This is a genomic window from Pseudomonas sp. HMWF006, assembly GCF_003061205.1.
In the GTDB taxonomy this organism is placed as follows: Bacteria; Pseudomonadota; Gammaproteobacteria; order Pseudomonadales; family Pseudomonadaceae; genus Aquipseudomonas; species Aquipseudomonas monsensis.
Genome location: NZ_QAIU01000210.1, coordinates 1 through 8,119, shown reverse-complemented (window position 1 = coordinate 8,119; position 8,119 = coordinate 1). Strand labels below are relative to the sequence as shown.

General features: G+C 62.7%; 9 protein-coding genes. 5 read left to right on the top strand and 4 right to left on the bottom strand.

The window, feature by feature from the left end; all coding sequences use genetic code 11:
• The 4 genes from DBR24_RS31720 to DBR24_RS08245 all read right to left on the bottom strand — a co-directional run.
• Positions 1 to 1,720 (bottom strand): type VI secretion system protein (locus DBR24_RS31720; RefSeq protein WP_371921249.1); only part of this gene is annotated, 1,720 nt, incomplete at its 3' end.
• Positions 1,717 to 2,481, bottom strand: a complete 765-nt coding sequence (locus DBR24_RS08255) for a DotU/TssL family secretion system protein (protein ID WP_128614471.1) — start codon at positions 2,479 to 2,481, stop codon at positions 1,717 to 1,719. The genes DBR24_RS08255 and DBR24_RS31720, both read right to left, overlap by 4 nt.
• Before the next feature lie 18 nt (positions 2,482 to 2,499).
• The gene (gene tssK / locus DBR24_RS08250) at positions 2,500 to 3,831 is read right to left on the bottom strand and encodes a type VI secretion system baseplate subunit TssK (RefSeq protein WP_123467689.1); all 1,332 of its coding nucleotides are present in this window, start codon (positions 3,829 to 3,831) and stop codon (positions 2,500 to 2,502) included.
• A 46-nt stretch (positions 3,832 to 3,877) separates the two neighbouring features.
• The gene (locus DBR24_RS08245) at positions 3,878 to 4,303 is read right to left on the bottom strand and encodes a type VI secretion protein (RefSeq protein ID WP_128614472.1); all 426 of its coding nucleotides are present in this window, start codon (positions 4,301 to 4,303) and stop codon (positions 3,878 to 3,880) included.
• Between the two features lie 250 nt (positions 4,304 to 4,553).
• On the opposite strand from DBR24_RS08245, the gene tssB reads away from it, so the two are divergent.
• From tssB to DBR24_RS08220, 5 genes are all read left to right on the top strand, one after another.
• Positions 4,554 to 5,096 carry a type VI secretion system contractile sheath small subunit gene (gene tssB, locus DBR24_RS08240; protein WP_123467685.1) on the top strand — a complete coding sequence of 181 codons (543 nt, stop codon included), beginning with the start codon at positions 4,554 to 4,556 and terminating at the stop codon, positions 5,094 to 5,096.
• Positions 5,097 to 5,125: 29 nt separating this feature from the next.
• Positions 5,126 to 6,610 carry a type VI secretion system contractile sheath large subunit gene (gene tssC, locus DBR24_RS08235; protein WP_123467683.1) on the top strand — a complete coding sequence of 495 codons (1,485 nt, stop codon included), beginning with the start codon at positions 5,126 to 5,128 and terminating at the stop codon, positions 6,608 to 6,610.
• 74 nt (positions 6,611 to 6,684) lie between these two features.
• A complete protein-coding gene (locus tag DBR24_RS08230; protein ID WP_123467681.1) occupies positions 6,685 to 7,182 on the top strand; it encodes an Hcp family type VI secretion system effector in 498 nt (165 codons plus the stop codon).
• A gap of 15 nt (positions 7,183 to 7,197) precedes the next feature.
• On the top strand, positions 7,198 to 7,641 hold the full coding sequence (gene tssE, locus DBR24_RS08225; protein WP_123467679.1) for a type VI secretion system baseplate subunit TssE: 444 nt from the start codon (positions 7,198 to 7,200) through the stop codon (positions 7,639 to 7,641).
• Positions 7,625 to 8,119 (top strand): type VI secretion system baseplate subunit TssF (locus DBR24_RS08220; RefSeq protein ID WP_146188993.1); only part of this gene is annotated, 495 nt, incomplete at its 3' end. The genes tssE and DBR24_RS08220, both read left to right, overlap by 17 nt.

Sequence of the window (8,119 nt, the reverse complement as noted above, 5' to 3'; positions counted from 1 at the left end):
CGGTAAAGTGGCTGGTGATCAAGGGCCGCTCGACGCTCAGATCCAGCGCTTGCAAATCGCCGCCATCCCCCGCTGCCAGCAGGCGGTTGTAGTACGCCGCATGGGGCAAGGTCGCCGCGTTTAGATTGAGCGACAGCGCGCTGTTGCTCAGTTTCACCAGGTCATCCAGCGGCGCCCGTTGATTGTTCTGGACCTCACCGAACAATTGGTTCTGCAACTCGAGGCGCAGCGCGCGGTCGACCAGATCGCTCGCCTTCTGATAGTTCTGCCACTGCGCCGGATCTTCGCTTTCGAGGCTGCTGCGTCGGTCGGTGGCGCGGATCGCCTTGATCCTATCCAGTTCGTCGACCAGCCACTCGTGCAGAGGCACGAGTATGTGGCGTTGCGTTGACTTGAACACCTCTTGTTCGAGCTGAGTGTCGAGGGAGGAAAACCACGAGGTCGGAAACGCCAGCGACACATAGTGCCAGTGCGGCGCGCGCTCCAGCACCCGCCAGAAACTCTGCACGTTGCGCCGGGTTGGCTCGAGCCGATGTGCGTCATCGGTGACCGCCACGTAGCTCTTCTGCGCACCCTGCATCAGCCGCGCCAGCTCGTGGGCATCCTTGACCGACTGGTGCCAGACCCACAGCATCGCCACCGCCCAGATCACCCCGACCACCAGCGCCACCCCGGCGGTCAGCCGTTGCCAGCGCTGACGCAGGCGCAACAGGCGCGGCACCCCTTGCGCCAGGCCCCGTTCGCCGACCAGACGCTGACGCCACAACTGGCGCACGAACACGCTTTGCTGCAAGCCGCTGTCATCGGCGGAAAAACCGTCCCTGGCGTCCTCGCTCGCCTGACTCGCACTGAAGTACACCCCGCGAAAGCACGGCGCCTCACCCTGCGCATTACCCTGAAAAACCGGCTCCAGCACACTCTGCAAACCACGGCGCAGGGTTTCCAGACGCTCGGGCAACGCATACAGATCGGCGCTCAGATGCCCGGACAAGGTGCCGATTTCGATCACTGCTTCAGCCACGGCACGATGAATACGATCCAGCGCCTGATCGCTCCACTGCCCTTGCCACACAGCATCGCGCGCGTAGGGCGACGACCAGCCCAAGGTGCGTTCACGAGCCTCATCGGGCAAGGCATCAATCAGCTCCTGAAACCCCGGCAACTCTTCAAGTCCCGTAACGATCACGTACACCGGCACGCTCAAGCCAAAGCGTTGCAGCAGATCAATGAAGCGTCGGCGTGCGGCCAGACCGAGGCTCGCTGCCTGCTCCAGATTGCTCAGGTGGCTGACCGGCACGGTCCAGATCACGCCGTCCAGCGGCCGTTTGCTGCGCAGGCGCAGGATCAACCCGAGCAGCCGCCACCAGCCACCGCGTTGCAGATGCATGCCGTCGTCCGGCAAGAACAGCGCCTGCGGCACCACCAGCACCGCGCCCTCGGGGTCCGACCACCAACGACCGAACCACGCCGGTTTGTCGGTGGGTTGCAAATGCCATTCAGTGACCAGCTGCGTACCTTGAGTTTCATCGCCGAGCATCAGCAGCCACGGCATCTCATACCGGTCGCGACTGCCCTGCTCCTGTTCCATATGGCGTACGGCCGCATAGAAACTGCGGATCGCCGCACCACTCTGGGTGCGCAGCCACCACACCGCCACAGCGATGATCACCAGCAGCAACAGCAACCCGACGACCCACGCGACAATCGTCAGGGTGCTCATGAGTCTTGCTCCGGCGTGGCCACGGAATCGGGCATTTGCAGCACCGGTTCCAGCTCGGAGCGAATGTCACGCCAGAGCAACTGGCCGAACCCGGTCAACAGCAACACCATTGCCAGAATGCCCAGCGCCAGACGAAAGCCGTCCGGCAGCGCCGTGCGGACCGGCAACTGCAACGGCGCGGCCAGCGACGGTTGCACCAGTCGCTGACTGACATCGTCGTAAGTGGCGTCGTCCTGCCAGGCAAAGTTGAACAGCGCCAGCCGCCATTTCGCCAGCTGCGCCTGGCTGTGTTCGCCGCGCAGACGCCCGTGAAAGCCGAGAATCAGGCATTGCAAATACACGTTGGCGAGGTCGCGGGTGGTCGGTGGTTGTTCATCGAGCAGGGTTTGAATGGCCGCCGGCACTTGCTCGCCAGCCTGGCGACTGGAATACAGCCGCGACTCCAGTGGTTTGTCCTGCCACGCCGCTTGTCCCGGCCACGGGCTGAACAGCAGGGTTTCATCGACCAGTGCGACGAACGCGTACACCAGCGCCTTGACCTGCTCGGTCGCCGAGTCGCCGACCCGCGAATACGCCGTGCGCCACAGTCGCTGCGAAGCCTGGGTCGACAGCTCGACCACGGTCTCCACCAGCGCCGCTTCGTCCTCGCTGTCCTTGGGCAATTGTGCCCAATCCTGTTGCCATTGCTGCCACGTCTGGCGGAACGCGCTGCTCAACGGTGCGTCCTGCAACCCCAGGCTTGCGGCACTTCCTTGCGACATACGGCGTTCCTTGTGTGATCAGGCACTTTCACTGTTCTGGGCGACAAACAGCACCACCTGCCAGGGGCTGCTGGTCAGCTTCGCGGCAGGCGCGGCGATGGTCAGCGGCAGTTGTGCGTCGAACCAGGCGCCTTCGGCCGTGACCACAAACAGGCGCGTGTCATCGCCGACGCTGTAGGCCACTTGTTCGCTGCGACTCATCGCCTGATGGGGCAAACCGCTCATGCGCTGACGGCTGAGCAAGGCGATATGCGGCGCCGAAGCGATGATCGCGCCACGCAGCCAGTCGCCGGCAGCCTGCTCGCTGGCGCCGTTGGGCATGCGCAGGCCGATGACCAGACGCTGGCTCGGCTGCTCGTCGGGCAACTGGATCGAAAAGTGCTGTTCACTGCGTTCGAATGGCAGGCTGCGATAACCGGCACGGATCAGTTCCAGGGTGGTTTCCAGCCACTGCAACACGGCGTCGTAACCGCGCTGTAACTCAAGAAAATCCAGCGGCGCAAACGCCGGCACCCCGGCCAGCGGATCAAGCGCCGACCACGCGCCAGCCAGACCGAGCAAGTGCACGTAAAGACTTTGCGGGTGGGCGATGCGGCTGTTGAGTGCGCCTTCGACTTCCGGCAGACGCGCCCACAGTGCGGTCAACTGGCGACGGATTTCCAGGGCATCGTCCTGATTGCCGGCCTGTTGCGCCTGACGCAAGCGGCCACCAAGAAACAGGCACTTCTCCCGCGCCCGCGCGCAGAGTCCGGCGATGCGGCGGCCCAGTGGCGACTCCGGCAACAGCAGCGGCGTCGGTGCGGTGTAGGTCAGCGGCAGAAAACCACCACCCTCCTTGCGGATCTTCAACAGCGGCAGACAGATCGAATCCGCCTTGTTCAGTTGCGTGCACAGCCGTGGGTTGGGTCGCCAGACCGTGATCGACTCAGGGAATTCGCCGCTGGTGAGGTCCGGCAAGGCCTCGCCGACCACCGACTGCAAACGGCCCTTGAGCGGCAGCAATTGCCCGGCGCGCCACATCGGGCTGATCGCCAGATACACGGTGACGGTGGCATCGTCGGTGGCGTCGATCGCGGTGCTGACGTCCAGCTCCAGGGTCGGACCGATCCCGGCCTGCAAGTCCACCGGCAAACCGTCGGGCAGAGTGCCTTGCAGCGACACCACCCGCACCACGCCTGCGCTCAGCGCCGACGGGTCGAATTCCATATGGCTGACGCCCCAGAACCACGGGTTGCACGCCTGCGCCAGATGCGCCCCGAGCGCTTCGGCCCGCAGCCCTTGCAACTGAAAATGCTGCGGCAGCAATTGCATGCCTTCGTGCCAGCAAACCGCGTCAGGTAGCAGACTCATACGACTCCCTTCGACTACGCCGCGATCCGGCGGCAGCGGTGGTTTTTCAGTGCTCGGTGGGATTGACCAGCGTCATCTCGCGACTGTCGAATTTCAGCCACGCTTCGCTCTGGTCATCGAGGCGCAATCGGTGCGCTCCGGGTGTGTTATAGCTGGCGAAGACTAAAAGTCCAGCGGCCTTCTTGCCCCCCAGCGGGAAGGGTTGGCGGTCGATGAATTGCCCCGGCACCAGCTCCAGTCCCCACACACTCATCAACTGACGATAGTCGCGCTGGTACTGCTCGCGTCCGGCAAACCACTGGCTGGCGCTGATGCCCGAGAGTTGCTTGAGCAGATCCGGGTCGGCGACCGCAATGAAATCCACGGCAATCGGCGTGTCGTCATTGGCCTTCGGTGCGACGTCGAGGGTCAGGCTGTCGAGGTCCACCTTCGGCCCGAAGAAGGAACAGCCGGCCATGAGCGCAAACACCATCGCTACAAAAAAACGTCCGTACAAAATGAATTTTCCTTTTCCCGACCCTGTCCAAAAATGTTTTTGCTTGCATTTTTATAGACCTGTTCTAGCGTCTTGGGTAGTTCGGCCGCTACCGCCGAATGAGGAAGGTTTGTCAAAGGAACGACAGGTCATCTGCTCCCCTTTCTAACCTACGGTCCAGTAAGGGAAAGCGATGAACGGGCCTCCCGATGCATTGCGCCCGCCCAACGCATCGGAGTCCGCCGTCATGGCAGAAAGTACTCAGCACAAGCTCGACCGGGTGCGCCCGCCCCGGGTGCAAATCACCTACGACGTCGAAATCGGCAACGCCATCGAGAAAAAGGAATTGCCCCTGGTAGTCGGGATCCTCGCCGACCTCTCGGGTAAACCGCTTGAGCCATTGGCAAAACTGAATGAACGGCGTTTTACCGAAATCGACCGCGACAACTTCAACGAAGTGCTCGCCTCGATCGGCCCGCGCGCCACGCTGCAAGTCAACAACACCCTGAGCGGCGACGACAGCAAGCTCAACATCGAACTCAACTTCAAGCACATCGACGACTTCGATCCGGTCAAGGTGGTCGAGCAAGTCACGCCGCTGCGGCGCCTGTTCGAGGCCCGCCAGCGTCTGCGCGATCTGCTGACCAAACTCGACGGCAACGATGATCTGGACAAGCTGTTGCGCGACGTGATCGCCAACACCGAAGGCCTGCAAGAGATCAAGTCGGCCCGCCCGGACACCGCTACCCCGGCAGCTGATGCCGAGGCGCCGGCCGAACCGCAAGCCTGATCATCCACTTAACCGAGGGAGCATCCGTCATGCCCGCCGCCGCCCAGAATCAAGCCAGCGACAATGCTGCAGCCGAGACTTTATCCCTGCTCGACCGGATCATCGCCGAAGGCCGCATGGCCCACGATGACAGTCAGCAGGATTACGCCCGCGACATGCTCGCGGAATTCGCCACCCAGGTGCTCGACGAAGGCATGGCCATCGACAAGGACACCGTGGCGATGATCAACGACCGCATCAGCCAGATCGACGAACTGATCAGCGCTCAGCTCAACGAGGTGCTACACCACCCCGACCTGCAAAAACTCGAAGCCTCGTGGCGCGGTTTGCACATGTTGGTGCAGAACACCGAAACCAGCACCCGCCTCAAGTTGCGCCTGCTGAACGTCACGCAGAAAGAGCTGCAGAACGATCTGGAGAAAGCCGTCGAATTCGACCAGAGCGCGCTGTTCAAGAAGATCTACGAAGAGGAATACGGCACCTTCGGCGGGCATCCGTTCAGCCTGCTGGTGGGTGACTACACCTTTGGTCGTCACCCGCAGGACATCGGCCTGCTGGAGAAACTGTCGAACGTCGCCGCCGCCGCGCACGCACCGTTCATTGCCGCCGCCAGTCCTCGGCTGTTCGACATGAACAGCTTCACCGAACTGGCGGTGCCGCGCGATCTGTCGAAAGTTTTCGAGAGTCAGGAACTGATCAAGTGGCGCTCGTTCCGCGAGAGCGAAGACTCGCGTTATGTGTCGCTGGTGCTGCCGCACTTCCTCCTGCGCCTGCCCTATGGCCCGGACACTTCACCGGTGGAAGGCATCAATTACGTCGAAGACGTCAACGGCACCGACCACAGCAAATACCTGTGGGGCAATGCCGCGTGGGCACTGTCGCAACGCATCACCGAAGCGTTTGCCAAGTATGGCTGGTGCGCGGCGATTCGCGGCGCTGAAGGCGGTGGTGCGGTGGAAGGCCTGCCGGCGCACACCTTCCGGACCAGCTCCGGCGACCTGTCGCTGAAATGCCCGACCGAAGTGGCCATTACCGACCGCCGCGAGAAGGAACTCAACGACCTCGGTTTCATCGCCCTGTGCCACAAGAAAAACAGCGACATCGCGGTGTTCTTCGGCGGCCAGACCACCAACAAATCCAAGGTCTACAACACCAACGAGGCCAATGCCAACGCGCGGATCTCGGCGATGTTGCCGTACGTGCTCGCAGCCTCGCGCTTCGCCCATTACCTGAAGGTGATCATGCGCGACAAGGTCGGCAGTTTCATGACCCGCGACAACGTGCAGACCTACCTCAATAACTGGATCGCCGACTACGTGCTGATCAACGACAACGCGCCGCAGGAAATCAAGGCGCAGTACCCGTTGCGCGAAGCGCGGGTGGATGTCACCGAGGTGGCCGGCAAGCCGGGGGCCTACCGCGCGACGGTGTTCCTGCGGCCGCACTTTCAGCTGGAGGAACTGACGGCGTCGATTCGCCTGGTGGCGACCTTGCCGCCACCGGTTGCTGCCTGACCTGCTGCCCCCGCCGCCCGTGCGGCGGGGGCCTGCCCTATATCTAGCGTGATACCTTTCAGGAGTTTCAAGCGATGGATGCAATCATTCTCGACCTCGGTGGCGACATCAAAGGCGACAGCCTGCTCGAGGGTTACAAGGACAAGATCGAAGTCATGTCCTACAGCCACAACGTGGCCATGCAGGTCACCAATGACGTCAGCAACTCGGAGCGCACGTCGGGCCGGCCACACATTGGTGAATTCACCCTGACCAAATTCGTCGACAGCTCCACGCCGTCGCTCAACGAATACTGCTGCGCGGGCAAACCGATTCCCGAAGCGAAGATCACCATCGGCCGCAATGCCGCCGAGGGCAGCGGGCAGTTGATGCCATTCATCATCTACACCCTGACCAATGTCGTGCTGTCCAACGTCAGTGTCAGCGGTGGCACCGGTGGCAAACCGGTGGAAACCCTGTCGCTGAACTTCACCAAGATCAAATGGGAACTCACCGCGCAGAAAGACGACGGCACCAAGGAAGGCACCGCCGGTACGGTCTGGGATCTGGCGGCCAACAAGGCCAGCAAGTAACCGGTCGCCCTGGCCATGGCTGGCACCGGGATCCGCGCGCCGCTGTTCGAACGCCTCGCGTCCAGCGAGGCCGAGGGCGCACGGGAGTTTGATCGGCAGGCGTTGCTCGACTCGGTGCATGCCGAGCTCGGGCGCCTGTTCAACACCCGTCGCGGCTCACGCCCACTGACCCGGCCGCCCAGCGTGATCGACTACGGCATCGCCGACTGGAGCGCCTTGCAACAACAGCGCAGCGATGACCGTCGGCAACTGGCGCGGGACATCCGCGAAGCCATCACCCATTTCGAACCGCGCCTGAAACTCGGCGAGGTGCAGGTCAATCCGGTGCCCGAACACCCGCAACAATTGAGCATTCGCCTGCTCGGCGAGTTGCGCAGTGGCCAGCAACACTGGCCGGTGGCATTTGTCATCGAGCCCGGCGGCCAGGGCCTGGAGGTGCGCCATGAGCGACTCGATTGACGCGCAACTGCTCGATTACTACCAACGCGAACTGACCTGGCTGCGACACGCCGGCAGCCAGTTTGCCGAACGCTATCCGAAAGTCGCGCGGCGCCTGGAGTTGTCACCCGGTGAATGCCCCGACCCGCATGTCGAACGCTTGCTGGAAGGCTTTGCCCTGCTTGCAGCCCGTCTGCAACGACGCCTGGATGACGATTACGCCGAATTCAGCGACGCGCTGCTCGAACAGCTTTATCCCTTGGCCATGCGCCCGCTGCCCTCCTGCGCCATCGTCCAGTTCGAGCCGGACCCGAGCAAAGGCAACCTCGACGAGGGCTATCCCCTGCCCCGCGACACGCCATTATTCGTCACCACCGACAAGGGCCAGAGCATTCACTTTCGCAGCACGGCTGCCGTGCACTTGTGGCCTGTCGAAGTGACTGAAGCCTTGATCCTCGGCAGTGACGAAGCCCAGGCGCTGACGGGTGTTGCACAGTCG